This is a genomic window from Arthrobacter mobilis (genome assembly GCF_012395835.1).
In the GTDB taxonomy this organism is placed as follows: Bacteria; Actinomycetota; Actinomycetes; order Actinomycetales; family Micrococcaceae; genus Crystallibacter; species Crystallibacter mobilis.
The window spans coordinates 1-688 of the sequence record NZ_JAAZSQ010000091.1 but is presented as its reverse complement, the minus strand read 5'-3'; the positions used below and the strand labels follow the sequence as shown (position 1 = coordinate 688).

Genomic DNA, 688 nt, shown 5'->3' with positions numbered 1-688 from the left:
CAGCAGCGCCAAGATCGGCGCGGGCAAGTTCAGGCCGCTACGACCGCTGCAACCGGCTTAGCGTGCTTTATTTAATGAGATGGTCACTCCCTCCTTCCCAGTACTATGCTGAGGACAGGCTTTCATTCGGAGAACCATCATGGAAAACATTGCGCTTATTGGTATCGATCTGGGTAAGAACTCTTTCCATATTCATTGTCAGGATCATCGTGGGAAGGCCGTTTACCGTAAAAAATTCACCCGACCAAAGCTAATCGAATTTCTGGCGACATGCCCGGCAACAACCATCGCGATGGAAGCCTGTGGCGGTTCTCACTTTATGGCACGCAAGCTGGAAGAGTTAGGGCATTTTCCAAAGCTGATATCACCGCAATTTGTCCGCCCATTCGTTAAAAGCAACAAAAATGACTTCGTTGATGCTGAAGCTATCTGTGAAGCAGCATCACGTCCATCTATGCGTTTCGTGCAGCCCAGAACCGAATCTCAGCAGGCAATGCGAGCTCTGCATCGTGTCCGTGAATCCCTGGTTCAGGATAAGGTGAAAACAACTAATCAGATGCATGCTTTTCTGCTGGAATTTGGTATCAGCGTTCCGCGAGGTGCTGCCGTTATTAGTCGACTGAGTACCCTTCTTGAGGACAGTAGTTTGCCTCTTTATCTCAGCCAGTTACTGCTGAAATTACAACAG

The 688-nt window shown here is 48.8% G+C and carries 1 pseudogene; it reads left to right on the top strand.

The features are described 5' to 3' along the window. Positions 1-139: 139 nt before the first annotated feature. Positions 140-688, top strand: a pseudogene (locus HGG74_RS21015) (IS110-like element IS4321 family transposase); the annotation flags it as partial.